This is a genomic window from Nocardia sp. NPDC004151 (genome assembly GCF_042874235.1).
Classification (GTDB): domain Bacteria; phylum Actinomycetota; class Actinomycetes; order Mycobacteriales; family Mycobacteriaceae; genus Nocardia.
Map to the genome: position 1 here is coordinate 24,403 of NZ_JBIAMR010000013.1, position 25,596 is coordinate 49,998.

General features: G+C 68.6%; 22 protein-coding genes. 11 read left to right on the forward strand and 11 right to left on the reverse strand.

Going from position 1 to position 25,596, the window contains the following annotated elements:
• Nucleotides 1-12 precede the first annotated feature (12 nt).
• Nucleotides 13-726: a hypothetical protein gene (locus ACFYTS_RS26075; protein WP_387307827.1), complete on the reverse strand. Its 714-nt coding sequence runs from the start codon at nt 724-726 to the stop codon at nt 13-15.
• A 248-nt stretch (nt 727-974) separates the two neighbouring features.
• On the opposite strand from ACFYTS_RS26075, the gene ACFYTS_RS26080 reads away from it, so the two are divergent.
• Nucleotides 975-1,910 carry a tyrosine-protein phosphatase gene (locus ACFYTS_RS26080; RefSeq protein ID WP_357288058.1) on the forward strand — a complete coding sequence of 312 codons (936 nt, stop codon included), beginning with the start codon at nt 975-977 and terminating at the stop codon, nt 1,908-1,910.
• A gap of 28 nt (nt 1,911-1,938) precedes the next feature.
• Here the strand turns inward: ACFYTS_RS26080 and ACFYTS_RS26085 are convergent, their stop codons facing one another.
• Nucleotides 1,939-2,478 carry a hypothetical protein gene (locus tag ACFYTS_RS26085; RefSeq protein ID WP_387307829.1) on the reverse strand — a complete coding sequence of 180 codons (540 nt, stop codon included), beginning with the start codon at nt 2,476-2,478 and terminating at the stop codon, nt 1,939-1,941.
• Between the two features lie 176 nt (nt 2,479-2,654).
• Between ACFYTS_RS26085 and ACFYTS_RS26090 the strand changes: the two genes are divergently transcribed.
• Nucleotides 2,655-3,605, forward strand: a complete 951-nt coding sequence (locus ACFYTS_RS26090) for a LysR family transcriptional regulator (protein ID WP_387307831.1) — start codon at nt 2,655-2,657, stop codon at nt 3,603-3,605.
• Between the two features lie 243 nt (nt 3,606-3,848).
• On the opposite strand, the gene ACFYTS_RS26095 is transcribed toward ACFYTS_RS26090, so the two are convergent.
• The 3 genes from ACFYTS_RS26095 to ACFYTS_RS26105 all read right to left on the reverse strand — a co-directional run bounded on the left by ACFYTS_RS26095 (nt 3,849) and on the right by ACFYTS_RS26105 (nt 6,350).
• Nucleotides 3,849-4,637, reverse strand: a complete 789-nt coding sequence (locus ACFYTS_RS26095; protein WP_387307833.1) for a spermidine synthase — start codon at nt 4,635-4,637, stop codon at nt 3,849-3,851.
• Between the two features lie 34 nt (nt 4,638-4,671).
• The gene (locus ACFYTS_RS26100; RefSeq protein ID WP_387307835.1) at nt 4,672-5,136 is read right to left on the reverse strand and encodes a hypothetical protein; all 465 of its coding nucleotides are present in this window, start codon (nt 5,134-5,136) and stop codon (nt 4,672-4,674) included.
• 308 nt (nt 5,137-5,444) lie between these two features.
• Nucleotides 5,445-6,350 carry a tyrosine-protein phosphatase gene (locus ACFYTS_RS26105; RefSeq protein WP_387307837.1) on the reverse strand — a complete coding sequence of 302 codons (906 nt, stop codon included), beginning with the start codon at nt 6,348-6,350 and terminating at the stop codon, nt 5,445-5,447.
• A gap of 188 nt (nt 6,351-6,538) precedes the next feature.
• On the opposite strand from ACFYTS_RS26105, the gene ACFYTS_RS26110 reads away from it, so the two are divergent.
• From ACFYTS_RS26110 to ACFYTS_RS26125, 4 genes are all read left to right on the forward strand, one after another.
• Complete coding sequence (locus ACFYTS_RS26110; RefSeq protein ID WP_357288041.1) at nt 6,539-8,005, forward strand: cellulase family glycosylhydrolase; 1,467 nt, start codon at nt 6,539-6,541, stop codon at nt 8,003-8,005.
• 44 nt (nt 8,006-8,049) lie between these two features.
• Entirely contained in the window at nt 8,050-8,985 is a 936-nt protein-coding gene (locus tag ACFYTS_RS26115) for a tyrosine-protein phosphatase (RefSeq protein WP_387307839.1), read from the forward strand.
• A 92-nt stretch (nt 8,986-9,077) separates the two neighbouring features.
• Nucleotides 9,078-10,532 (forward strand): NAD(P)/FAD-dependent oxidoreductase, encoded by a 1,455-nt coding sequence (locus tag ACFYTS_RS26120; RefSeq protein ID WP_357288036.1) that lies wholly within the window; start codon nt 9,078-9,080, stop codon nt 10,530-10,532.
• Between the two features lie 69 nt (nt 10,533-10,601).
• Nucleotides 10,602-10,934 carry a transglycosylase family protein gene (locus tag ACFYTS_RS26125; RefSeq protein WP_387307841.1) on the forward strand — a complete coding sequence of 111 codons (333 nt, stop codon included), beginning with the start codon at nt 10,602-10,604 and terminating at the stop codon, nt 10,932-10,934.
• A gap of 4 nt (nt 10,935-10,938) precedes the next feature.
• Here the strand turns inward: ACFYTS_RS26125 and ACFYTS_RS26130 are convergent, their stop codons facing one another.
• Entirely contained in the window at nt 10,939-11,412 is a 474-nt protein-coding gene (locus tag ACFYTS_RS26130; protein ID WP_387308047.1) for a GtrA family protein, read from the reverse strand.
• 322 nt (nt 11,413-11,734) lie between these two features.
• Here ACFYTS_RS26130 and ACFYTS_RS26135 point away from each other — a divergent pair, with 322 nt between their 5' ends.
• The gene (locus tag ACFYTS_RS26135) at nt 11,735-13,939 is read left to right on the forward strand and encodes a phosphocholine-specific phospholipase C (protein ID WP_387308049.1); all 2,205 of its coding nucleotides are present in this window, start codon (nt 11,735-11,737) and stop codon (nt 13,937-13,939) included.
• A gap of 14 nt (nt 13,940-13,953) precedes the next feature.
• Here ACFYTS_RS26135 and ACFYTS_RS26140 read toward each other — a convergent pair whose 3' ends face one another.
• Nucleotides 13,954-16,470 (reverse strand): arylsulfatase, encoded by a 2,517-nt coding sequence (locus ACFYTS_RS26140; protein WP_387307843.1) that lies wholly within the window; start codon nt 16,468-16,470, stop codon nt 13,954-13,956.
• A gap of 140 nt (nt 16,471-16,610) precedes the next feature.
• On the opposite strand from ACFYTS_RS26140, the gene ACFYTS_RS26145 reads away from it, so the two are divergent.
• Complete coding sequence (locus tag ACFYTS_RS26145) at nt 16,611-17,750, forward strand: TfoX/Sxy family DNA transformation protein (RefSeq protein WP_387307844.1); 1,140 nt, start codon at nt 16,611-16,613, stop codon at nt 17,748-17,750.
• Here the strand turns inward: ACFYTS_RS26145 and ACFYTS_RS26150 are convergent.
• Together ACFYTS_RS26150 and ACFYTS_RS26155 are read right to left on the reverse strand one after the other, a co-directional pair.
• On the reverse strand, nt 17,671-19,086 hold the full coding sequence (locus ACFYTS_RS26150; protein WP_357288025.1) for a lipase maturation factor family protein: 1,416 nt from the start codon (nt 19,084-19,086) through the stop codon (nt 17,671-17,673). The two genes, ACFYTS_RS26145 and ACFYTS_RS26150, sit on opposite strands and share 80 nt — an antisense overlap.
• A gap of 37 nt (nt 19,087-19,123) precedes the next feature.
• Nucleotides 19,124-20,425, reverse strand: a complete 1,302-nt coding sequence (locus ACFYTS_RS26155; RefSeq protein WP_357288023.1) for a transposase — start codon at nt 20,423-20,425, stop codon at nt 19,124-19,126.
• A gap of 67 nt (nt 20,426-20,492) precedes the next feature.
• Here ACFYTS_RS26155 and tnpA point away from each other — a divergent pair, with 67 nt between their 5' ends.
• Nucleotides 20,493-20,942: an IS200/IS605 family transposase gene (gene tnpA / locus ACFYTS_RS26160; protein WP_387307847.1), complete on the forward strand. Its 450-nt coding sequence runs from the start codon at nt 20,493-20,495 to the stop codon at nt 20,940-20,942.
• On the opposite strand, the gene ACFYTS_RS26165 is transcribed toward tnpA, so the two are convergent.
• Nucleotides 20,939-21,319, reverse strand: coding sequence for a LysR substrate-binding domain-containing protein (locus ACFYTS_RS26165; protein WP_357288018.1), 381 nt, complete (start codon nt 21,317-21,319; stop codon nt 20,939-20,941). The two genes, tnpA and ACFYTS_RS26165, sit on opposite strands and share 4 nt — an antisense overlap.
• Nucleotides 21,320-21,655: 336 nt before the next feature.
• Between ACFYTS_RS26165 and ACFYTS_RS26170 the strand changes: the two genes are divergently transcribed.
• Both ACFYTS_RS26170 and ACFYTS_RS26175 read left to right on the forward strand, forming a co-directional pair.
• Nucleotides 21,656-23,929 (forward strand): sensor histidine kinase, encoded by a 2,274-nt coding sequence (locus ACFYTS_RS26170; RefSeq protein WP_387307849.1) that lies wholly within the window; start codon nt 21,656-21,658, stop codon nt 23,927-23,929.
• A complete protein-coding gene (locus ACFYTS_RS26175) occupies nt 23,926-24,573 on the forward strand; it encodes a response regulator (RefSeq protein ID WP_387307851.1) in 648 nt (215 codons plus the stop codon). Before ACFYTS_RS26170 ends, ACFYTS_RS26175 begins: the two co-directional genes overlap by 4 nt.
• Here ACFYTS_RS26175 and ligD read toward each other — a convergent pair.
• A complete protein-coding gene (ligD, locus tag ACFYTS_RS26180; RefSeq protein WP_357288010.1) occupies nt 24,570-25,535 on the reverse strand; it encodes a non-homologous end-joining DNA ligase in 966 nt (321 codons plus the stop codon). The two genes, ACFYTS_RS26175 and ligD, sit on opposite strands and share 4 nt — an antisense overlap.
• Nucleotides 25,536-25,596: the final 61 nt, after the last annotated feature.

Sequence of the window (25,596 nt, forward strand, 5' to 3'; positions counted from 1 at the left end):
GACCGATGCCGATCAGCTGCCGATCAGGCGGCGGATCACATTGGTGATGGTGTCGGTCACCGAACCGGTCGAGCTGAGCTGGTTCTGCGAGGAGCCCAGGCCGCCCTGGTCGAGGCTGCCGAGCAGCGCCTCACCGGGATTCGCGCCGCGGCCGGTGAAGCAGACGCTCATGTTCGGCTGGTCGGAACCGGAGCCGACGGTGCCGCCGACGCTGATGCCGCCGCTCATCACCTGCTGGCCGTCGGTGATGGACGCGGGCACCTTGTAGGTGAATTCGGCGGTGACCGGGTTGCCGGAGTTGACGAACCAGCCGGTGCTGTTGACGCTCCAGCCGCCGTTGTTCGGCTCCGGCGTCACCTCGGCGGGCTGCTCGCCCTGACCGAAGTGGTAGGCGGTGACGACGGCCTTGACCGGCTTGTCGAAGCCCGGCGGCGGATAGTCGGTGATCGAGTTGATGTAGGGATTGCCGATGCTGGTGGTCCCGACCACGACCTTGTAGGTCACCAGGGTGCCGACCGCCGCGGAGGTGACGCTGATGGACTTGTCATAGGTGTGGGTGATCCAGACGCTGCTGATACCCGGGTTGTGGTCCACGTGCTGGTGCTGGACGCAGCCCGACGCGGTGGCATCGGCGGCGGCGGTCGCGGAACCGAGGGCGATTCCCGCTCCGGATATCACCAGTGCGGTCGCCGCGATTCCGGCGGCAATATTCGATGTTTTACGCATGATTCCTTCCAACAGTTCCGGAGAAACACGGAACCGATTACCGGTGAGCCCGTGAAGAATTCGAGCTTCCGCTCACGCCGGGAAACGCTAGAGCACAATGGCGGAGAACTTAAATCCTAATTTCGGAGTCATTGACAACCCCGCCTTGTCAATGACTCCGGAACTTCTGTTTCCGCCCGGATCGTTTGTCCCGCTAGGTTTCTCGTGAGAAACAGTCGTCTCCGAATTCCCACAGTAAGTAGGTAGACATGTCCCCACGTCGGGCCCGCCGGGCCGACATCACGACCATCGCCCTCGCCGGCCTGATCGCGCTCGGCCCCGCCCTCGGCGCGGCCGCCGCCACGGCGCAGCCCGCGGATGTCGCCTCCGGATCCGGCTCCGGCTCCGGCAGTTTCGGGTCGTCGGGGTCGGCGGGGTCCGGCTCCGCGGCGGCGGACGACCCGGTGTCCACCCTGCCGGCGCCCGCCACGACGGCGATCCGGCTCGACGGCGCCACCAACTTCCGCGATATCGGCGGCTATCGCACCGCGGATGGACGCACAGTCCGCACGGGCCTGGTCTACCGGTCAAACGGCCTGGACAAGCTCACCGACGCCGATCTGGCCAAGCTCAACACGGCGGGCGTGACGCTGGATGTGGATCTGCGCAACGGTTCCGAGCGCAGCGGCGCGCCGGACCGGGTGCCGACGGGGGCCCAGTACAAGGTCGCCGACGTGGTCAGCTTCGACAGTGGCATCTCGTTCCACGAGTTCCCGGTGATCACGCTGGGGCGCGCCGTGATCGACGGCTTGATCAACGGCTCGTCCGATCTCAAGATGTCGATCCAGTACCCGTTCATGGTCGATTTCCACGGCTCGGACGTCGCTTTCGGCACCCTGCTGCGCTCGATCGCCGGAAACAGCGGCGGCGCGACGGTGTACCACTGCACCTCCGGCAAGGACCGCACCGGCTGGGCCACCGCCGTCCTGCTCACCGTGCTAGGCGTGCCCCGCGATGTGGTGAACGCCGACTTCCTGGCCAGCAACAAGCAGCTCGGCGACGCGAAGGCGGTCGAATTGTCGTGGCTGGAGGCGGCTTTCGACGAGGTCGACCGGCTCTACGGCAGCGTCGACAAGTACGTGCGCGACGGGCTGGGCCTGGATCAGGCCACCATCGACGCGCTGCGCGCCAAACTGCTGGCCTGATCCGCGAAACGGCCGCTGCCCGCGCCGCTCACCGCGGGCAGCTGCGGTCCGCGATCTCCTCGCCCAGGGCGTAGGAGATCGCGGACGCCTCGAGCTTGGCCCACACCCCGAAGCTCGGGTAGCGGAGGTCGATGCCGGCCATGCAGTCCCAGCAGGCGGCCGGTCCGATGCCCGGTCCGGTCGGGAACAGCATCACGATGAACCGCTGGGCCGCGAGGGTCTTGCCGACCAGGACCCGGCGATACCCTTCGGGCACGATGAGCGTGCCCGACGCCCCGGTATCGAAGTACTGCTGCGCACAGGCCGAATCCCGCCGCCATTTCTCCCCGGCGGCGAAATCACCGACACCGAAGAGCTGAACCGTCCCGTAGCGCGACCACCCGTCACAGGTCAGCAGAAACTGGCGGAACTCGGCGTCGAACCACACCCCGAGGCGCCGCTCGGCGGCCGCGACTGCCTCCACGGACGCGGGCGGATTGGGAGGCATCGACAATCCGGGTTCCGCGAGGCGCTCCGAGGCGGTGTACTGCGCCGAATAGAGAGAACCCACCAGGGCAGTCCAATTCATCATCGTTTCCTGTCGCCGCGCTCGCCCGAGCTAAAAGCCCATCGAAAACGCTAGAACACCCAGGAAGCGAAGAGAAATCATTGTTCATGAGCAATTCACAAGGCCGATTTGTCAATGCGCGGTCGGTTCCGCGATAGAGTTCGGTTCGCATCGCCCATCGACCTAGACTGCGCCTCATGGAAGTCCACACCCGCCAGTTGCAATACTTCATCGCGGTAGCGGAGGAGCTGAGCTTCACCCGCGCCGCGCAGCGACTGCATGTCTCTCAGCAGGGCTTGAGCACTCAGATCAAGCAACTCGAGCATGCGATGGACGTGGTGTTGTTCTCCCGGACCACCCGCAATGTAGAGCTGACCGCCGCCGGCGCGGTCTTTCTACAAGATGTCCGCAGCGCGCTGACCGGCCTGGACGTCGCGATCGAGCGGGCGCGGTCGGTGCACCGCGGTGAGCAGGACCGACTGGTCCTGGGCGCGCTGGAGGGCGCGGCCCTGACCCTGACCGAGCCGATCCTGTCGGCCTTCCGTCACCGCCACCCGGGGATCACCGTGGAGTTGCGGCATTTCACCTACGAGGACCCCTCGGCGGGACTCGCCACGGGCTCGGTGGACGTGGCCTTCGCGCGCCGCCCGTTCGTCGACGCGGGGGTCGACTTCGAGCCGCTGTTCGCCGAACCGCTGATGGTCATGGTGCCCACGGGGCATCGGCTGGCCGGTCGCGCCGAGGTCTTCGCACACGAGTTGCTCGACGAGCCTCTCCTCGGAGCCGCCACCACCGATCCGGTGTGGAATGCGTTCTGGGAGTTGGACGCCTTTCGCGGCGGCGCTCCGGCCCCGGTGATATCGCGCTCGAACTCGCTGCTCGAGGAGCTGCACAAGGTCGCCACCGGGGTCGGTGTCGTCCTCACCGTGGCCTGCGCGCGCTGGATCCCGTTCCCCGGCGTGCATCTGCTTCCGGTCGCGGACGTCCCGCCCAATGAGGTGGCGGTCGGCTGGCGCGGCGCCCAGGAGTCCGCGCTGGTGCGGTCGTTCGTCGAGGTGGCTCGCGGCATCCGCGACACCCACCCGGAGCTGGTCAAGCTCTTGCAGGAACCCGATTTCGCGGACTGCACGGTGCCGCCCCACCTCTGATCGGCTGGTCCCGGGCAATCACAACTCGAGGTTGTGACTACACCCGAAAGATTGATTTCACTTCAGATGCCTTGCCTCCTAGCGTTTTCGGCGCGGGCGTAATGCTCGACAGCGGCGGGCTCCGCACCGGACTGTGACCCGGGACGGAGTCCGCCTTCCAGTCGGCACCGTCGATACCGGACTGAGCCCCCGGCGATCGACGGTGCCGACACTGATCCCTGCTCGTCTCGCCACCCAGCGCCGCTAGGGACGGGTTTCGGGGCCTTCGGCCACGACACGAAACGGCGGGAAGGCCCGTTCCGCTTGGCGGTACAGCGCTTCGAGGGGCAGCGGCGCTGGGCTCGCGGCCAGGACGCGGTTGCCCTGGTAGCCCGCGAAGACGTCCCCGTCGAGCAGCGCACGGTAGGGGAAGGTCGAGCGGATGTCGTCCAGCTGGATTCGAGCACCCACCAGATTCAGCAGATAGACCCCGTCCGGCCGCAGGACCCGGGCCACCTCGGAGGTGAACGCGGAGCCGGTGATGCCCGCCGCCATCCGCAGGCCCTCGAAGGCATCGGCAACCACCAGCTGTGCGGAATCCGCTGGCAGAGTGGCGATCTCGGTCGATCCATCACCGATGCGCAGTTCCACGCCGGGGACCGAGCGCAGGCCCAGGCGTTCGTCGACGAAGCGGGCCAGCGCCTCGTCGGCTTCGATGACCAGGTGCCGGGAACCGGGGCGGACCGCCGAGAGGTAGCGCGGGAAGGTGCCGCCTCCGCCGCCGATGTGCACCGTGTCCAGCGGGGCGTCGGCGGGTTCCAGGGAATCGACCACATAGCCCATGTAGCGCATGTATTCGAGCTCGAGGTAGGTCGGATCGTCGAGATCGACGTAGGACTGGGCGATGCCGTTGACGCTCAGCAGCCACCCGCCCGGCCGCTCGTCGTCGGCGCGCAGCTCGGCGAGGCCGAAGCGCACTTCACGCACGCCAGGTACCGGTTGGGCGAGGGGGCGGGCGGTGTCGCCGCCGGACGTCTCCAGCCAGTTACTCATGGGTACATGATCGCAGGACGCCCGGCGCGGGCGGTCAGGCCGGCAGGCGGTCGGGGCGCTCCAGGATGGACAGCCGGAGGGCGGCCAGCATCATGGCGCGGTGGGGCAGGCGCAACCGGCCCGGTTCGGGTTCGTTCGCCCAGTGCCAGCCGCAAGGCCGATCGTCGGCGGGCAACAGGATCCGGCTGCCGCACTCGGGAACAGTCACCGCGTGGGACTGGAGGAAGAGGCGGAGTCGCTGGGGCACAGGGTGATTGGGCAGTGGCGGGGTCACCAGGAAGGTCCAGCGCCGGTCGCGCGGGTCGGCGATGACGGGAGCCGACGGCAGCCAGTCCAGGCGCGCGAGCACCCGGCGGCCCAGGGGTTCGGGCACCGTCAGGGCCTCGACCGCGGCGCCCACGGTGATCAGCGGACGGTCGGCGTAGAGCTGCACCGGTAGGCCGTAGCGGGCGCGCAGCAAGTGCGCCGATTCGTGAGGGGAACAGCACGATTCGAACATCGGGACCTCCGGACGCGCGGTGGGGGCGCACCCGGCGCCGAGGTGTCCGCGGTCCGTGGCCGACGCGAGGGCATGAACGGAGGGTCGCGTCGAGAGCGGACACCGGGCGAAGTGGAGGCTCGACGACCGGCGCCGGGTGCGAAGAACAGTCTTCGCGCCGGTGGTGCCGGGGCGGTGTCGGGCCGATGGCATTCCGATGACCGGCTGTAAAGCTGTGTCCTCCGAGGGCGAACCGTTCACCGTGAGGAAGCTCACGGTCGAAAGCCGCTGCCTCGGAGGACCTTTCAGAACCAACCGGAAGGAATGGGCTACTTCTGGATCAGCTTGTGCTTCAGCTGCTCGATGGTCTGACCCTTCAGGCCCAAGCCGTCCTTCAGGTACTTGTCGACCGAGCCGTAGTCGGCCACGAGCTGATCGATGCCGGCCTGCAGGAAGCTCGCCTCCACACCCAGCAACGGCTGGTAGATGGCGGCCGCGGCGGCACCCTTGGCGGCGGTGATCTGCGCGAGCGTGGCGGCGATGGACTTGGCCGAGTACTCGTTGGTGAGCAGGTAATCGTTCATGATGGTCTGCTGGTCGACGCCCGCGAGGCTGAGCAGCAGGTAGGACGTCCAGCCGGTGCGATCCTTGCCCGCGGTGCAATGGAATACGGCCGGGCCCTGCTGATCGGCGAGCTGGGTCAGCAGCTCCGCGAAGCGGGCGCGTTCGAAGGCCCCGGTGACGAACTGGCGGTTGAGGGCTCGCATGGCTTCGCGGGCGGCCTCGGGGCTGGTGAGGTTCCCCATGCCGCCGGAGACGTCGCCGCTCAGGATGGAGATATTGGTGTAGGAGGCGCCGGCCGGAACGCGATCCGGCTTGGTGGCGATCTCGCCACTGGTGCGCAGGTCGTACACGGCCGTCAGGTGCAGGCCATTCAGGGTGGCGAGGTCGGCGTCATTCGCGGCGAGCGCGTTCGAACGGTAGAAGACGCCCTTGTTGACGTGGTGGCTGCCCTGCGCGTCGTAGCCCGCGCCGGTTCCGGCGACATCGCGGAAATTGTCGACGCTGCCCAGGTGCGGCGCGTCGGCGACGGCGGTGCTGGGCTTGGCGGCGGCGACGGGCAGCGCCGACAGCTCACCGCCGGCGATGTTTCCGAGCAGCGGGCTCGCGAACAGCCCGGCGCTGAGCGCGACGACGACGGCGGTACGACGCCATGAAACTGACAACTGACTCACTCCTAATCGCGTGTTGATCGCCGACAGATCTACGCGGGGCGAATGAACCGGCGGGAACCGAACAGGAAACAGTCCAATGGGTCTCGTTCAGCGGGACAGGGACTGGACGAACATTCACAAGCTGATCAAGTGAATCGGCCGCGAACAGGTGTTTCCGTGGCCGCCGCGGGAGCCGTTAGGTTTTCCGCATGTTGAATCGAGGTCGGATCCTGGCCGTCGCGACGGCGCTCGTGTGCACCGCTCTCGGGGCCCAGCCCGCGGCGGCCGAACCGGGCGGCTGGACCCTGCCCCAGCTCACCGTCTCGAACGGGGCCATCACCGATGTCACCGGCCGCACGGTGCTGCTGCGCGGCGCGAATGTCAACCAGCTCAACGACTATGCGCAGAACGACCAGCCGCTGCCGACCGTCGCGCCGCTGGATCGCACCGACTTCGAACAGATGGCGGCGCTCGGTTTCAATGTGGTTCGGCTGAACCTGGCCTGGTCCGCGCTCGAGCCCACGCCCGGCGCGTTCGACCAGGCCTACCTGGCCCGCATCCACACCGCCGTCGACGACGCCAAGGCCAACGGCATCTACACCGTGCTGGACATGCACCAGGACGCGTGGGGCAAAGCGGTGGGCTCACCCCAGGGGCAGGGGTGCCCGATCTTCATGAAGCCCGGCATTGGCTGGGACGGCGCGCCCGCCTGGGCGACCCTCACCGACGGCTGGACCACCTGCAATTTCGGCGGGGTCCGCGAGACCGCGCCCGCGGTGGCCCGCGCCTTCCAGAACTTCTACGACGACACCCAGGGCATCCAAGGGCATCTGGTGAACACCTGGGCCAAGCTGGCCGCGGAGTTCAAGGACGAACCCGCCATCGCCGGGTACGACCTGCTGAACGAGCCCAATCCCGGTCTGCGCGACCCGTTCTCGGCCGCGGATCAGCTCGGCAAGTACTACCAGCGGGTCATCGCCGCCATCCGGCAGGCCGAACGCGGCAGCGCGCCGCACCTGGCCATCTTCGAGCCCAGCGCGATCTGGTCGGCCCTCGGCATCGACGCCACGCCGCCCGCGCACTACATCACCGATCCGCTGGCGGTGTTCTCGCCGCACCTGTACAGCGAGTCCATCAATGTCGTGAACGCCTTCCCGAGCATCGAGCTGGGCTTCAAGATCGGGCTCGACGCCGCCGCCAAATACCGTGCGCCGCTGTGGACCGGCGAATGGGGCTGGTTCGGCGACCCGGGTTCCGATGCGCCCAAGGTGGATCGGTTCCTCGATCAGCTCGACGCCAACCGGATGGGCGGCACCTGGTGGTCCTGGAAGCAGGCGTGCGGGGATCCGCACGCGGTGCGCGACGGCAATACCGGCAAGCCGCAAGGCAATCTCAACCGGATCGCCTGCCCCTCGGGCGCGTCGCAGGGCCAGGCGGCCGGGTACGCCCGGCCGTTGTCGCGCGCGTACCCGCGCGCCGTGCCCGGCGCCCTGTCGAGCGTCACCGCCGCCGGTTTCAGTGGCACGGGAACCGGCCGTGTGGAAGCCTGGTACCCCGGTACCGCGCGCCCGAACCTCCAGTCCGCCAATGTTTCCGGCCTCACCCTCACCCAGGTGCCGGGTGGCTGGCAGCTGACCGGGACCGCGACCGGCTCGTACTCGATCAAACAGTCCTGACGGACCCGGATCCCCGTTCTCCCCGCACCGCAAGCAGGTCCCCCATGTCTTCTCGCACCCAGCCCCGTCTCGACGTCGCGGCGGTCGCGCTCGCCGGCCTGATCACCCTCGGCGCGACTCTGGGCGCGTCTCCCGCGACGGCGCAGCCCAGCGATATCGCCTCCGGATCCGGTTCCGGCGCGGGCGGTCTCGGCTCCTCGGGCTCGGCAGGGTCGGGCTCGGCCGCGGTCGACGACCCGGTCTCGGCCCTGCCCGCGCCCGCCTCCACCGCCATCCGGCTCGCGGGCGCGCGCAACTTCCGTGATATCGGCGGCTACCGCACCGCCGACGGCCACACGGTCCGCACGGGCGTGGCCTTCCGCTCCAACCGGCTGTCCGGGCTCACCGACGCCGACCTGGTCACGCTGGCCACCGCCGGGGTGACGCTGGATGTGGATCTGCGCAACGGTTCCGAGCGCGGCAGCGCGCCCGACCGGGTGCCGACAGGCGCGCAGTACAAGGTGGCCGACGTGGTCAGCTTCGACAGCGGCATCGCCTTCCACGAGTTCCCGCCGATCACCCTGACCCGCGCCGTGATCGACGGCCTACTGCACGGCTCCTCCGATATGGGCCAGTCGATCGGGTACCCGTTCATGGTCAACTTCCACGGCTCCGATGTCGCCTTCGCGACCCTGTTCCGGTCGATCGCCGCGAACACCGGTGGTGCGACGGTGTACCACTGCACCGCGGGCAAGGACCGCACCGGCTGGGCCACCGCGGTGCTGCTCACCCTCCTCGGCGTGCCCCGGGACGTGGTGAACGCCGACTATCTGGCCACCAACACGGTGACCGGCGATCCGACCTCGGTGGAACTGTCGTGGCTGGAGGCGGCCTTCGCCGAGGTGGACCGCCTCTACGGCAGCGTCGACCGCTACGTCCGCGAGGGCCTGGGCCTCGATCAGGCCACCATCGACGCGCTACGCGCCAGACTGCTGGCCTGACCCAGGGCGCCCGTCCCGCCGATTGACTTACCCGGCGATTCCAAATACCGTCAGTATTTGAGTTCTTCGGGTATCCAACAAGGAGGTTGGGGATGGGCGCGCCGCGGCAGCCTCGGATCGTGATCATCGGCGCCGGCGTGTCCGGAATCGCCACCGCTATCACCCTGCAGCGCAAGGGTTTCCACGACTTCACGATCCTCGAGAAGGGCTCCGACGTCGGCGGGGTGTGGCATTGGAACCGCTATCCGGGCCTGACCTGCGACGTGCCCTCGCAGCTGTACCAGTTCGGGTTCGCGCCGAAGCCGGACTGGTCGCACATCTTCGCGCCGGGCCCGGAGATTCAGGGGTACCTCGCCGACGTGGTGGAGCAGTACGGTCTGCGGCCGCACCTGCGGGTGAATGCGGAGGTGGTCGCCGCGACGTTCTCCGGCTCCGCCTGGCGGGTCGAGACGGCCGACGGCAGCAGCCACACCGCCGATTTCGTCATCGCCGCCACCGGTGTGCTGCATCATCCCGCCGTGCCCGACATCCCGGGCCTGTCCGAGTTCACCGGCCCCATCGTGCACACCGCGCGCTGGGACGACACCGTGGAGACCGACGGCAAGCGGATCGCGGTGCTCGGCACGGGATCGACCGGCGTCCAGGTGGTTTCGGCGCTGCAGCCGAGGGCCGCGAGCATCACCCACTTCGTGCGCAGCCCGCAGTGGGTGATCTGGGCCCCCATGCAGATCCCGCAGCCCGCACTGGTCGGCGCGGCGCTCAAGCGGCTGCCACAGGTGAATCGCGCGCTCTACCGAGCGGGGATGACCGGCGCGCGGCTGTTCACCGACGTGGTCACCCGCCCGAGCTGGCGGCGGCGCGCGGTGCAGGAGTACGCCCGCCTGAGCCTGCGCACCCAGGTCCTGGAACCGGGTCTGCGCGAGCGGCTCACTCCCGATTACGAGCCGCTGTGCAAGCGCCAGGTGCTGTCGGGGACCTATTACCGGGCCCTGCGCGCCCGCAATGCCGAGCTGGTCACCACCGGCATCGACGCCGTGACCCCGACCGGCATCCGCACCGCCGACGGCCGCCACCACGATGTCGACATGATCGTGCTGGCCACCGGCTTCCGCGCCCACGACTACATGCGGCCGATGAATCTGACCGGCCGCGACGGCGTCTCGATCGACGACGCCTGGGCGAAGGGACCGCGCGCCTACCGCATGACCGCGATCCCGGGCTTCCCCAACCTGTTCACCGTGCTGGGCCCGCACTCCCCCACCGGCTCGATCCCGCTGCACCACGCCGCCGAGGTGACCGCGCGCTACATCACCCGCTGGATCCAGCGGTGGAGCGCGGGCGAATTCGACACCGTGGAGGTCACTGAGGAGGCGACCGACCGTTTCGAGTCCGAGGTGGCCGAAGCCATGGGCCCGACGGTGTGGAACACCGGCTGCAACTCCTGGTACTTCACCGAGGGCGGCAGTATCGACCTGCTGCCGTTCGACCGCGCCACCATGGAGTCGATGCTGGCCGAACCGGATCCTGCGGACTTCAAATTCCAATAATGAGCGAATATTCAGTTACCATCGTCTGATTGTTGCCCGCGCGTTCGTCTACCAGGGCGGAGATACGCCATGATCGGACAGCGCGAGTTTCGAAGACCCACCCGCACCCTCGCTCTCGCACTTGGTTTCACAGCATTGACCTGCGCAGTATCCGCCACCGCGGAGGCCCGGCCCCGGCACGACTGGGACGCCGTGGTCGAGTGCGAGGCGGGCGGGGACTGGACCGCCGACACCGGAAACGGGTACTACGGCGGCCTGCAATTCAGCCCCAGCACATGGCGGGCATACGGCGGCAGGGGGAATCCGGCCGATGCCACCCGGGAGGAGCAGATCCGCGTCGCCGAACGCGTCCTCGCCCGGCAGGGTCCGGGCGCCTGGCCCACCTGCGGCACCTTCCTCTGAACCGCTACGGTGCGGTCTTGGTCCGGAAGACGATCCAGCGCATGGACGCGTACATGAACAGCCCCTCGCCGAGACCGCCCACGACGCGGGCGATCCGGTAGTCGACGCCCAGCGCCGCGACGCCGCTCGTCACGCCGAGGATGAACGCGAGGTAGTTCACGACCACCACCACGATGTAGCGGGCCAGCTGTGGGCCGACCGAGGCATGCGATTCGAAGTTCAGGACCCGGTTCAGCAGGTAGCTCAATCCGAAAGCGGTGCAATAGGCGACGGTCACCGCGACCGGTAGCGGCGCCACCGCGTGCAGCGCGGTGAGCAGCAGCAGGTCCACGCCGAAGGTGAAGGCGCTCACCAGTAGATAGCCGACGAAGGTGGGAGCCACGAAGCCGCGCAGCCGCCCCGGCAGTAGCGCGACCAACCCGTCACACAGTGCATGGAACGAGCGCACCACCCGCACCGGCCGCGGCTGTGTCTGCATACCCACCCGGCCACCCTGACACCCCCGCATGACCCGAAGATGATCAGCCGGCCAACTTCTGCGGGCCGATTCGCCATCGACAACCAGCACTTGTCAATTACCCCGAAATCAGTGTTTCCGCCCGATCGCGGCGGTGCCATAGCATCCTTCGGCGCGTCCCCGAGACCTCGACGGGACGTGAGTCGGAAGTGTTGACCGACATGCTGAATGGAGATTCCTGATGGGGCGTGGATTCGGAACGGCGAATCGGCGGAAGGTGCTGGGCGGCATGCTCGCCGCCGGCGCGGCGGGCGCGGCGGGGGTGGCCGGGCTGCCGGAGGGCATGGCGGAGGCGCTGGCGGAACCGGGCCGCTCGGGCAGCCTCGATCAGGTACAGCACGTGGTGATCCTGATGCAGGAGAACCGGTCCTTCGACCACTACTTCGGAACCATGAGCGGCGTTCGGGGTTTCGGTGACAAGCGCGCCGTGCGCCTGCCCGCGGGCGGCTACAACCCGGTGTTGCAGGCCGCCATGGACGCGGTGCTGGCCGGCGGGCCCGGCACCGACCTGGGCAGTGGGTCGGCGGGCACCGGCAGCGCCAGCGGTTCGGCCAGCGGCAGCGGCAGCGGGTCCGGCACCGGGAGCGGCAGCGGGAGCGGCAGCGGGTCGGGCGGTGGCGGGCAACGGAACGCCTTCCAGCAGCCGGACGCGTTCAGCAGCACCGGATTCCTGCTGCCCTGGCATGTGGACACCACCCGCGTGGACGGCCAGGACATGGGCGATCTCGCGCACGACTGGAACACCACCCACGTGGCGTGGGCCGACGGCGCGTACCACTCGTGGATCGCGGCCAAGTCCAAGATGACGATGGGCTATTTCACCGAGGCCGACATCCCGTTCCATCGCGCGCTGGCATCCGCGTTCACCATCTGCGACCACTACTTCTGCTCGATCCAGGGCCCGACCACCCCGAACCGGCTCTACCACTGGACCGGCACCATCGACCCGGGCGGGCGCGCGGGCGGACCCGCGGTGGCCAATCCGCCGGACTATCGGCCCGCCTTCCACTGGACCACCTACCCGGAACGCCTGCAACAGGCCGGGATTTCGTGGCAGGTGTACGCCGACTCGCACAGCGGCGGCCCATTCCTCGCGGACTACGGCGACAACCCGCTGTGGCTGTTCCAGAACTACCACAATGCCGCGAAATCCACTGATCCCGCCGTCCGGCAGCTGGCCGACCGCGCCATGGTGACCGCGGGCGGCATGACGCCCCCGCCGGCCGGCGTCGACGGCAGCAATATCGATTACGTTCTGCAGCAGTTCATCTCGGACTGCGCCAGCGGAAACCTGCCCCAGGTGTCCTGGGTCGTCGCGCCCGCCGGCTACTCCGAGCACCCGGCCTACCGCCCGGCCGACGGCGCCGCCTACATCCAGCGTGTCCTGAAAGCGTTGTGGGACAACCCGAAACTGTGGGAGTCCACCGTCCTGCTGGTCAACTACGACGAGAACGACGGCTTCTTCGACCACATGGTGCCCCCGACCGCGCCGCCCGGCACCCTCGACGAGATCCTGCCCGCGGCGGGCGATATCGGCGGCGACCTGAGCTCCGGCTCGGCGACGCTGGGCTCGAGCTCGGGTTCGGCGAGCATCGGCAACCTGATCACCAAGGCGGCCTCGGGGCTGAGCGGCAACGCCCCCATCGGCCTCGGCCCGCGCGTCCCCATGCTGGTCATCTCCCCGTGGAGCCGCGGCGGATACGTGAATTCCCAGGTGTTCGACCACACGTCGGTGCTGCGCTTCCTCGAGGCCTGGACCGGCGTCGCCGAACCCAATATCTCCGCCTGGCGGCGCGACGTCTGCGGTGACCTCACCAGCTGCTTCGATTTCAGCCGCCGCGATACCAGCATCCCGACGCTGCCCGACGCCAATGCCGAGCGCGCTCGCGCCGCCGGGCAGAAGAACCTGCCCAAGCCGGTCCCGCCGTCGCCGGCGGGTCAGCAGATGCCCGTCCAGGAGCCCGGCCGCGCCAAGGCCCGGCCACTCCCCTACCAGCCCCTGGCCTGGATCGAGGTCTCCGGCGCGAACGCGTCCATCCGCCTCGGCAATCAGGGCTCGGTCCCCATGCCCTTCCAAACCTTTGCCTACCAGAGCAATTCGATCCGGCAGACGGTCGTCGCGCCCGGCGCGACCGCCGAGGAGCGCTTCCCGGTGAACGGCTCCTACGACTTCGCCGTCCACGCGCCCAACGGCTTCGTCGCCGAGGCCTCGGGCGACGGCGACGCCGGACTGACCGCCACGGCGGCCATCGGCGGCACCGCGTCCAGTCCGACTTTCGTTGTCACCGTGCGCAATTCCGGTTCCGCTGCGGCGACGATCGATGTCGGCGGCTCCCGCAGCACCGTCGACGCGGGAGCCACCCGCGACTTCGCCGCCCCGCTCGACCAGGGCTGGTACGACCTGGCCCTGACCGCGTCCGGAAACGGCAACTGGCGCAGGCACTTCGCCGGTCACCTGGAGAACGGCAGCGCCGGCGTCACCGCCTGACCGGTTGGGGGCGGCTAGTTGCGCTCGAGCGCCGCTGCTGCCTCCTTCTGCAGGTCGGTGTAGGACTCCTTGCCCACGTCGACGGTGACGTTCTCGATGGTTCCGCCGGTGAAGGTTCCGGGGGTCCGATACTGGAGGGACACACTGTCTCCGCTGTCGTAACCCACACACAGTCCGTCACCGGCGAGGCTGAACTTGCCGGTCTGGGCACGCATCGGACCCTTGTTGACGGGCTGACCGTCAACGTAGAGCGTTGTGGCGCCGAGGGATTCGCCGTTCGGGCCCGCGCCCTCCCGGGCGAATTCCATGCCGAGGGTGTGTTTGCCCGGGGTCAGTGGCGCCGCGGCGACGAAGTCCTGTTCGGGCGCGATGCCGAGGAAGTTGTAGACGTAATGCAGGGTGCCGTCCTTGATGAACAGGGCGTGCCCGCCGAAACGCGAACCGTGCGCGAAGATGACCCCTTGCGCGTCCGGTGCGAGGTCGACGGCGGCGAGGATCTTGTAGGACTTGCCGCGAATATTGACCGCGACGCCCTCGGGAACCGGTGAGGTGCCGGGGTAGTAGACGTATCGGTCGCGCGGCGGTTCGGCCTGGGGACGTTCGACACCGAGTTGCTGGACGGCGGTGCGATCGTCGAGCGGCAGGACATAGTTGTCCTTCGCCTCCTCGTTCCACGCGTTGATCAGCTCTTTCAGCTTGTCCGGGTGCTGGTCGGCCAGGTTCTTGGATTCGGAGCGGTCCTCGTCGACGTGGTAGAGCTCCCACTTGTCCTGATCGAACTGGCCCTTCCCGCTGATCGCGGCGTGCACCGCCGAGGCCTTCCAGCCGTTCTCCCAGATGCCGCGGGTGCCGAGCATCGCGTAGTACTGGCGCTGCTTCTTCGTCGCGGCGTCGGCGTCGTCGAACGTGTATCGCATGGATACGCCGGTGATCGGGTACTGCTTGACGCCACGGTACTGCTCGGGCATCGAGACACCGGTGACGTCGAGGATGGTGGGCACGATGTCGACGCAGTGGTGGTACTGGTGTCGGATCTGCCCCTTGGCCTTGATTCCCTTGGGCCAGTGGATGATCAGCGGATCGCAGGTGCCGCCGGAGTACTGTGCGTAGCGTTTGAACATCTGGAATGGGGTGGAGAAGGCCACGGCCCAGCCGGTCGGATAGTGGTTGTAGGTGTCGGGGGTGCCGAGCCGGTCTATGTACCGCATGTTCTCGGCGAGGTCGTCGGGGTAGCCGTTGAAGAATTTGTTCTCATTGACCGAGCCGTTCGGGGAGCCTTCCCCGGAGGCGCCATTGTCGGCGCAGTAGAAGATGACCGTGTTGTCCATCTGGCCGGTCTGTTCGAGGTATTCGACGATCCTCCCGACCTGGGCGTCGGTGTACTCGGAGAACCCGGCGAACACCTCGGCCATGCGGGAGAACAGCCGCTTCTCGTCGGCATTGAGCGACTCCCACGGCCGCACCGCGTCCGCGTCCACCGCGACGTCTTTCGGCAGCGGATTGAGCGGGGTCAGCGCGGTGCCCTTGGGCATGATGCCCTTGTCGATCATGCGGGCGAGAACCCATCCGCGATAGGCCTCGTAGCCGTCGTCGAACTTGCCCCTGTACTTCTCGGCGTATTCGGTGGGGCTGTGGTGCGGCGCGTGATTGGCGCCCGGGCAGAACCACAGATACCAGGGCTTGGACGGGTTGCTCGAGCGCTGGTCACGCAGCATCTTGATGGCGTTGTCGGCCAGATCCTTGGACAGGTGGTAGCCCTGCTCGGGACCGTAGGGCTGCTCGATGAACCGGTTGTCCTCCACCAGGTCCGGATACCAGTTGTTGGTCTCGCCGCCGAGGAATCCGTAGAAGCGGTCGAAGCCCATCTGGGTCGGCCACTCGGATTTGTTGCCGCCCGGGGAGATGTCCTCCTCGGGCACGTTGTGGTCCTTGCCGACCCAGAAGGTGCTGTAGCCGTTGTCCTGCAGCACTTGACCGACCGTCGCGCACTGCGCGGGCAGACGACCCGCCGCGCCGGGGAATCCATTGGCGGCCTCGGTGATCGACGCGAAACGGTTCACGTGGTGATTGCGCCCGGTCAGCATGGTGGAGCGGGTGGGCGAGCACAGGGCGGTGGTGTGCCACTGGGTGTAGGTGAGCCCGTTGTCGGCCAGCTTCTGCAGGGTCGGCATATTGATGCGACCGCCGTAGGGGGACCACGAGGCCAGCCCGGTGTCGTCGTACAACACCACCAGCACATTGGGCGCGCCGTCGGGGGCCTTCTTCAGCTCGAACGGCTTCCAATCCGGTGTGGAATCACGGACGTCGAGCTCGATCGTGCCGTCGAACCCCTCGTTGATGCCGGTCCCGTAGCCGGGAGGGCCGTCACCGGAGGACTTGTCGCACCCGGCGAGGAACGGGACCGCGGCGGCGCCGACGCCCGCGGCCGCGAAGCCACCCAGGATAGAGCGCCTGGAGAGTTTGCCACGGGTGGTCCGGGGATCGGAACCACGATCGTCGGAGGGCGACTGCTCGTTATTCGACGGCGTCATATCAAGCACGCTAGGCAGCGCTCCATGAAATTCGCTGAATAGTTGCCGACGTGAACCCACACGGTGGCCGAAGCGCAACAAACCGACCCCGTCGAAATCCGGTTGATCCGGGGCGCACCGCTATGGCGTCATAGAACCCGATGAAGCAGCAGCGCACGAGTACGGCCCGTTCCATCACCGACGGCCTCAAACTGCACCGGCACCTGGTGCGGTCGCCCGGTCGTACCCACACGGTGATCACATTGCGGCCCGGGACGCGGGCGCGGTTCAGCACCAACCGGTTTCACGAGACCTGGCACGTGCTGTCGGACGATCACGGTTCGCGGCTGCTGGGCCGGTTGCTGTGGGGGTTGTCGTATCAGGCTCGCCCGGGGACGGTCGTGCTCATCGATCGGGCCTTCCTCACCCCGAATCCATTCGATGCCGAGCCGCCCGATCCGATCCTCGTGGTGCCGGGCTGGTGCACGCCGTTCGATGATCGGACCGCGGGGCAGCTGAAGCGGCGGTTGCCGTTGTCGAAGCCGGAGGGCACCGTGCGGTGGCAGACCTTCGGGCTGGACCGGACGTTGGAACCGGCTGCCCTGGAGGGCTGGTGGAGCCGGTACCATCACCGGCGGCATCGCGGCCGCGTCACCCGCAGTCACGGGCTGGTCGTGCTCACCCCGTCGAGTCCCGACGAAGCCCGCGCCTGGGCGCTGAGCGCCACCGGGCTGGACGCGTCCGGCCCGTACGGCACCGACTACACCTACCTCGGCCCGTACGACGGGGGCTACGACGGTGAGATCCAGATCTTCCGCCGCTTCCGGCCGATGGTGACCGTGGCCGGTCGGGCTCGCGCGCACGTGCTTTCGCGGCAGGAAGGCCCGGTCGACCCCGACGTGCTGCGCCCGGCCATCTGGCGGGAAGCCGAAACAGTCCGCGGCGAAGCCCATCTGAGGATTCGCGTGTGGCGCGACCGCGGCTACGAGCTCGGGGCCGCGGCGGCCGCCATGCTGGCCCACGCGGACGTGACCACGCTCGACGACCTCGCCGCCATCGGTCCCGTCGAGGCCTACCGCCGCATGCGCGCGGCCAAGGTGCAGGGCCTCGACCTGGAGATGCTCTGGGCGATGGAAGGCGCGATCACCTATCGCGATCGCCGCGGTGTCGGCACGGACCGTCGCCGCGAACTGCGCGCCCAGCTGGGTGAGGAGCCCGTGGTCACAGCGGCGGCACGTACGAGCCGACTACGTCGCGGACCCACCAGGCCCGGGTTTCGAGCAGTTCCCGTGGGCCGGTGAAGCGGTACTCGTAGAGCAGCGCCCGGACGTGCCGGGGAGGGTCGTCCGGGAACGGGTTGCGGCGCACCAGGCGCAGCGTGTCGCGGTCGTTGCGCAGCAGGCGGCGCAGGAAGCCCTCGAACCACGGTCGCGCGTAGGCGGAGGAGTGGGCCGCGAACCACAGCAGCCAGTCCAGGCGCAGGTGGTACGGGGCGAACTGGCGGGGCATGCGGCGCGGATCGCCGGGCTGGCCCTTGAATTCGTATTCACGCCACCGGGTATGGCGGGTGAGGAACGCCTCGTCGGTGCCCTCGATGACCACCTCGTAGCGGATGCGGTCGATGACGCCGAACGCGCCGAAGGTGTTGATCAGGTGGAATGGGTTGTAGGACTCGTTCATTCGCTGCCGATGCGACAGCATATTGCGGACCGGCAGGTAGCTGAGCGTCAGCGTGACGCCGGTGAACGCGAACACCAGCACCGTGAACCAGAGTGGGGACTCCGCGAGATCGGTCGGCGTCGACACCGGGAACACCAGTGCAGCGGCGGAATTCGAGATCGCCGACCACGCCAGGATGATGGTCAGCCAGTTGAGCCACGCGAAGTTCCCGGACAACACCAGCCAGGTCTGGGTGACGATGATGATCGTCGCCGCGATGCTCGCCACCGGCTGCGGCGCGAAAAGCCCGAACGGCACCACCAATTGGGCCACGTGATTGGCCGCCACCTCGACCCGGTGCAGCGGCCGGGGCAGATTGTGGAAGAACCAGCTCAGCGGACCGGGCATCGGCTGGGTCTCGTGGTGGTAGTACAGGCAGGTCAGATCCCGCCAGCACCGATCGCCGCGCATCTTGATCAGCCCGGCGCCGAATTCCACCCGGAACACCAGCCAGCGCGCCAGCCACAGCACGAGCACCGGCGGCGCGACCCGGTCGTTGCCGAGGAACACGGCCAGGAATCCGGCCTCCAGCAGCAGTGACTCCCAGCCGAACGAGTACCAGACCTGCCCCACGTTCACGATCGACAGGTAGAGGACCCACAGCAGCAGCCACACCAGCATGGCCGCCCACAGCGGCAGCAGATCCGCGGCCCCGCACACCAGCGCCGCCGCCACCGCCGCGCCACCCCAGGCCACAGCCGCGAAGAACCGGTCGGAGTAATAGAGGTGGAAGATGCTCGGCGTCGCCCGGAACGACCGCCGCGCGACCCAGCGCGGGATCGGCAGCATGCCGTGTTCCCCGAGCAACGCCCGGAACTGCCGGGCCGCCGACACGAAGGCGATCACATAGACGAAGGCCACCCCGCGCGTCACCACCTGTCGCGCGAGCCAGTATTCCGGTGCGCTGAACCACTCCATCCCGCGCCTCCTGCGCCGGTGTGTCGCCTCAGCTCGGCTACTCCGCTTCCCCGCTCCTACTGAGAAGCGTATTGACATCCTCCCGGCTTTGAAAGGCCGGGATTCCCTCTCGAGCAAGAGGGAGTGGGGTGTTTCTTGCGATTAACCCACTGGTTGGTGCTGCTCCCGTGGAGGAGACTTCCACACCCGATCCCCCGATGTCCTCGGGTTCTGAGAATGCTCGATCTCGGATATTGATTGCCGCGTTGGTATCGGCATGCGCTTCATGGCCGCAGTTCTCACACCGGAATACCGCTTGGCTCTGACGGTTTCCGGCCGAAATATGGCCGCACGGCACACATGTGCGGGAAGTGTTCGCCGCGGGCACGAACACCACGGTTGATTTATCACCCAGCCTGCGCGCGAACTCGCCCCAGCACGAGGACATGATCCCCCGCGCCAGACCACGCTTGGCCGCACGACCGTTGGACAAATACCCGCCCGGTTGATCAGGGTCCGGCTTGGGCGCGGGCTTTTTGACCATGTTCTTGATCGGCAGCTTCTCCAGGGCGAACCCGTCGTAGGTGCGAACGAGCCGCGTGGTGGTCTGCTCCACCCAATCGGTCTTGCGACGACGATCGACCAGACGCAGCCTGCCCAGCTGACGCTTGGTTTCCTCCCGAGCCCGCGAGCCGCGTTGCTGGCGCGCCAGCTTGCGCTGCAGCGATTTCGCGCGGCGCTGCTGGGCTTCCGATAATCCAGGCGCGGTGGAGAATTCACCATCGCTGGTGGCGATGGAGTTGGCCACGCCCCGATCGACACCCAGGACGGCGTCGTTCCCCGCAACGTTTTTCCCCGATGGGACCGTTACGAACGACACGTGCCAGACTCCGTTGCCGAACGTGACTCGCGCCGATTTAGCGGCGGCGATCCGATCCCAGGCGACCGTGACCCGGAACCGCAGCCGGATCGCCGATTTCGGAATCGCTATCTCGCCCCAGCGCCTGTTCAACCGACGCACGACCACATCGCGCACCACGAAACTCTCGCGCCCACGATGGCGTTTCTTGAAATTCGGGTATCCGGCACGACGGTCGAAAAAGTTCCTGAACGCGCGATCCAGATCGCGGAGAGCGGCCTGCTGAACCGAGGACGAACCCGCTCGCAGCCACTCGAATTCCTTGCGGGCATCGGCCAATTCGCGTTGCTGCTGGGCGGCGTTCAGCCCGAACGCCTGGCCTTTGACATGGTAGCCGCGCTGTTCCAGCCCGAGGTTGTAGAGGTAGCGCGCGTGCCCCAAATGCATGTCCAGCACCTCCACCAGATCCGCGGACGGATAGGCACGTTGCACGATCGACACGGCGATTCACCTCCCTCGAGTAGGTCGTGAAGCATTCAGGCCAACTCGCCCAGCATATCATTGGCCTATGATTTCCGAACCCGAATACAGGCGTGGCAGATCAGTAGTATCCGCGCTCCACGTCCACTTGGTCTTTGTTACCAGGTACCGTCGCGGAGTCCTCGACGACGCCATGCTGACCAGGTGTGAACAGGTGATGCGGGGGGTCTGCACCGACTTCGAAGCCGAGCTGATCGAGTTCAACGGCGAGGACGACCACCTCCACCTCTTGATCGAATACCCGCCCAAAGTCCCGATCAGCAAACTCGTGAACAGCCTCAAAGGCGTCTCCGCCCGCCGCTTGCACTACGAATTCACCGGCCGTGCGAATCGCCACCACCTGAACGGACACCTCTGGAGCCCCAGCTACCTCGCCGCATCCTGCGGCGGCGCACCACTATCGATCATCAAGCAATACATCGAGCAGCAACGCCGCCCACCCCGCAACCCTGGCCGCCCCAAAACCTCGATGCGCTAACCCGGCCTTGAAAGAGCGGGCTTGCGCGCATCGCACCGGCCACCGGACGCCCGCCCTTGGGAAGCAAGGTTGAGGAAGGCTGTCGCCGCGGGCGTGCTGCCAGCGCGGTTCCAGATGACGTACTCGACGCGGGGCGGCGCGTCGGCGACCTCCACGGTGACTACACCGCTCAGTTGCGGCGCATAGGCGGCGGGCAGCATCGCGACGGCGAGGCCCGGTCCGACGAGCCGGGTGATGTAGTCGGCCGTGGTCACCTCGAAAGCGACGTCACGATCGTGACCCGCGGCGGCGAAGGCTTGGTCGGATTGGATGCGTCCCGCCGTGCCGGCCGGCAAGTCCACGAACACTTCCGTGGACAGGGTGCGCAGGTCGACCACCGATCAACCCGCGAGCCGATGATCGGGCGCGACCACCGCCACCAGACGATCGCGAGCGAGCGCCCGGGCCGCGCGCGCCGCGCTCTGCGCTCCGCGCGCGCTCCTACCCTGAAGCGTAGTCACCTTCCGCGCGCGCCGGCCCGGGTGACCCGGCGGCCGTTGACTCCCCGCCCGCCAACGGCCGCGGCCGCGGCAGCGGTACGGACCCTCGCACCCCTTGCCGCGCCCTCCACGATTCCGTAGTCGGACGGGTCTGTCTGTCGGGTGTTCGACGGACACCCGTGCCCCCGGAAGGGATGGGATGCTGGGCCGAATCCGGTTCGGTACCGTGGCCGGGTGCTGCGCGAAGCCGACCCGACCCACGCCGCGGTCGCGCAGGAGGCGACGTGGCTGGCCATCCGGTTCCGGCACGCCGCTTGCCTGCTGTTGACGGTGGTGCATCTGGCGAGTGGGGCGGTCGAGCCGGGGCTGGGGCAGGCGGTCACGCTGGGGCTGGCGGTGTGGTCCGCGAGCCGGCTGTGGGGGCGCCGGCTCGGGCCCGGGTGGACCGCGGCCGATGTCGCGGTGGTGGCCATCTACCTTCTCGGAACGACCAGCGTGGCCGCCTCCGGGATCGGGACCGGAGACCTCATCGACGTGAAGGTCGTGGCGGCAACGGTGATCTCGGTCGGAATCGCGGAGCGGGTGCGGGTGTCGGCGGCGGTGACCGGTCTGGTCCTGCTGCTGCTCTACTACGCCAATCGCGCCACGCCGGGGCTCACCCCGTGGAACTTCCTGTCCGATCTGACCGTCGCCTACTTGCTGGTGGAGTGGCTGCTGGCGGTGGGCGTGCGCCGGGTGGTGCTGGGCGCGGCCACCGTGCACGACCAGACCGTGACCGCCGCCGCCGACGCCCGGATCGCGAGCGAGGTGGCAGCCGCGCGCCGCCGGTACGAGCATGAGCAGTGGGCCGTCATGCACGACACCGCGGCGGCCACGCTGTTGATGGTCGGTCAGGGCGCGGCCGGGGATCGGGACCGCATCGCCCGGCAGGCCGCCCGCGATCTGGCCGTGCTGGATTCGGGGATTCCGCTGCCCGGCGACGACACCCGGGCCGACCTGTCGGTCCTGCTGCGGGAGGTGAGCAACGGCTGTTCGACGCCCCTCACCCTGCGCACCCCGGGCCCGCTGCCCGTGCGCGGCGCCCTCGCGTGGACGGTGACCGCCGCCGTCCGGGAGGCGCTCACCAATGTCGATCGCCACGCCCGCGCCTCGACCGTCGACATCAGCGCCGGGCCGGGCGCGCTGGTGATCACCGATGACGGCGCCGGCTTCGACGGCGTCCCCGGCGAGGACCGATACGGCATCCGCCATTCGATCGTCGAACGCATGCGGGCCGTCGGCGGCGACGCCGAGGTCACCAGCCGCCCCGGCCACGGGACACGGGTGCGGCTGAGCTGGCCGACCACCGAACCCGGTGCCGCCGAGGAGCACTCGTTCGACGCCCCGGCCGCGGGCATCGAACGGCTGGGCCGCAGTTTCGGCTACGGCATCGTCGGCGTCGCGGTCGCCGACACCCTGCTGCAGTCCGCCCTCACCGATGCGGCGGCGACGCCCTCGGCGGCGGTCGATGCGATGCTGGTGGCGGTGAACGTGGGATGCGCGCTGGCCGCGCTGATCCCGCGCCGCCGGGAATCGGTGACGCTCGCGCTCATGGCGCTCGCGATCGCAACCTCGCTGACCCTGATCGCCCTGCTGCCCGCGGATGCCGTCCTGGCGGGCGCGAACTGGTCGATCGGCGCGTCCGGCTGGGCCGTGGTGGCACTCGGTTTCCGGCTGTCGCCGCGACTGTCGCTGACCGCGCTGACCGCCTGGTGGGTGCTGGTGTGCGCACTCGTCCTGGTCCGGGCGCCGGGCCTGGACAGCCTGCGGGTGCTGGGCTATCACACCGCGGCCATCTTCTTCCTCCAGTTCCTCACCGCCCGCTTCGCCGCGACCCTGGACCGTGTGGCCCGCGACGCCGCCGCCCTGCACCGGGAACGCCTGCGCCACCGCACCGCCGACGCGGTCGGCCACATGACCGAACAGGAATGCCTGCGCCGCTACCGCGAACTGCTGAGCGAATTCACGCCGCTGCTGCGGGGTTTGGCCGATGGCACCCTCGACCCCGCCGAGCCCGCGGTGCAGGCGGCCGCGCGCACCGAGTATGCGCGCCTGCGCCGCCTGTTCACCCAGCAGGACGGCCTGGGCCATCCGCTGCTGGCCGACCTGCGCGGCGGCATCGACGCGGCGGAGCGGCGCGGGGTCGCGGTCACCGTCGAAGCCGAGGCCGACGCCCGTCCCGAAGCAGGCCGTGAGCTGCCGGACCCGGTGCGTGGGCACCTGGTGGCCGCGGCCCGGATCATGCTGGACGCCAGTCGTTCCCGGGCTCGGGTGGTGGTGACCACCGACGCGACCGGCTGCACGGTCAGTGCGCTCGGCGACTGCCCCGCCGATACCGTCGACCGCCTGTCCGCCCTGTCCACCGCGGCCGCCGACCCCACCGGCGCCGTGCACACCGAGGTCGTCACCGCGGGCGAATTGCTGTGGGCGCGATTGCATCACCGCTTCGAACTGGAGACCGCCCGATGATCCGCATCGCCATCGTCGACGACCACCCGCTGATCCGCGACGGCGTGCGCGGCTGGTGCGCCGCCGCCGAGCCCCGCCTCGAGGTGACCGCGGACCACGCCGACCCGGCGGCCTTCCTGGCCGCCACCGGCCCCGATCGCGGCGACCTGGACGCCATCGTCCTGGATCTCCAATTCGACCAGCGCGCACCGGATCTGAACACACTGGCCACCATCTGCGCGCGCGGCCACCGCGTGGTCGTCTACTCGCAGCACACCGAACCCCACCTGGTCCGCGACTGCCTGGATCTGGGCGCGGTCACCTACCTGTCGAAAACCGAAGGCCGCGAACACCTGATCGCCGCCCTGCACGCCGCCGCCGAGGTGCGCCCCTACCTCAGCCCGACCATGGCCCGGGCCATGAGCACCGACGGCGACGACCGCCCGAAACTGTCCCAGCGTGAACGCGAGGTCCTGCTCGCCTGGTTCCAGACCGAATCCAAAGCCCTGGTGGCCCAACAGCTCTACATTACGCCGGGCACGGTCAACACCCACCTGGAACGCATACGCGCCAAGTACGCCGCGGTGGGCCGCTCCGCCCCGACCAAGGCCGCTTTGGTCGCACGCGCCATCCGCGACGGGCTGATCAGCACCGACGAGCTCTAGTCGCCGGCGTCCTCGTCGAGGTCGACGTCGATCTTGTCGCGGTCGGCCCACTCCAGCAGCGGCGCGAGGTCGAAGACCGCCTCGTCGATGCCGGCGTGCAGATCGCCGAGGTCGGCGTAGCGGGCGGGGACGGTCTTCATGGTGAAGTCGCCGGGGTGGATGTCGGGAATCTCGTTCCAGCGCACGGGGGTCGAGACCGTCGCCTCGGGGACGCCGCGCACCGAGTAGGCGGCGGCGATGGTGTGGTCGCGGGCGTTCTGGTTGTAGTCGACGAACAGGTGTGCCGGATCGCGGTCCTTGCGCCACCACGCGGTGGTGACGTCGGCGGGCGCGCGGCGCTCCACCTCGCGGGCGAAGGCCAACGCGGCGCGGCGCACGTCCTGGAAGCCGTACTCGGGCGCGATCCGGACGTAGACGTGTAATCCCTTGCCGCCGGAGGTCTTCGGCCAGCCGACCGCGCCGAGCTCGTCGAGCACCTCGTGCACCACCCCGGCCACCCGCCGCACGCGCGACCACGGGCAGTCGGGCATGGGGTCCAGGTCGATGCGCCACTCGTCGGGGAGTTCGGTGTCGAAGCGCCGGGAGTTCCAGGGGTGGAACTCGACGGTCGACATCTGCACCGCCCAGATCACGTCGGCGAGTTTCTCCACGCAGAGTTCGTCGGCCGTGCGTCCGTAGCGGGGGAAATAGAGCTGAACGGTGGGGATCCAGTCGGGCGCGCCGCCGGGCAGCCGCTTCTGGTGGACCTTGCCGCCGGGCAGGCCCTTGGGGAAGCGGTGCAGCATGCAGGGCCGGTCGCGCAGCGCGTTGACGATGCCGTCGCCGACGCTGAGGTAGTACCGGACCAGATCCAGTTTGGTGGCTCCGGTCTCGGGGAAGTAGACCCGATCCGGATTGGACACGCGCACCGTGTGTTCGCCGACCGGCAGCTCGATCGCCGGGGCGGCTGACTTGCCGGCCATCCGTCCGACGGTAACCGGCATTTCGGTCAGCCGCGACCGGCTCGCCGCGAACCACCCACCT